The following is a 218-nucleotide window of genomic DNA, read 5'->3' on the forward strand; positions in this document are numbered from 1 at the left end:
ATTTAACAATAGAAAATTGCATCGAGAATGTAAAGCATGTAATGGGAAAAAGGGAAGTACAGAATGCTTTATTAACGAGAATTGAACTAGATATTTTGGCTGAAAAAGGAGTATTATCCTCTCCATTGCAACAAATGTTGGAAACAGATGAAAGTTTATATGGAGTAGATGAAATATTAGCATTATCCATCTTAAATTTATACGGAAGCATTAGCTTT

At 30.7% G+C, this 218-nt stretch carries 1 pseudogene; it reads left to right on the plus strand.

From position 1 onward, the window contains the following. Positions 1-218 (plus strand): annotated as a pseudogene (locus JDS96_RS31665) (phosphatidylglycerophosphatase A); the annotation flags it as partial.

The organism is Bacillus cereus group sp. N21 (genome assembly GCF_016483395.1).
In the GTDB taxonomy this organism is placed as follows: domain Bacteria; phylum Bacillota; class Bacilli; order Bacillales; family Bacillaceae_G; genus Bacillus_A; species Bacillus_A pseudomycoides.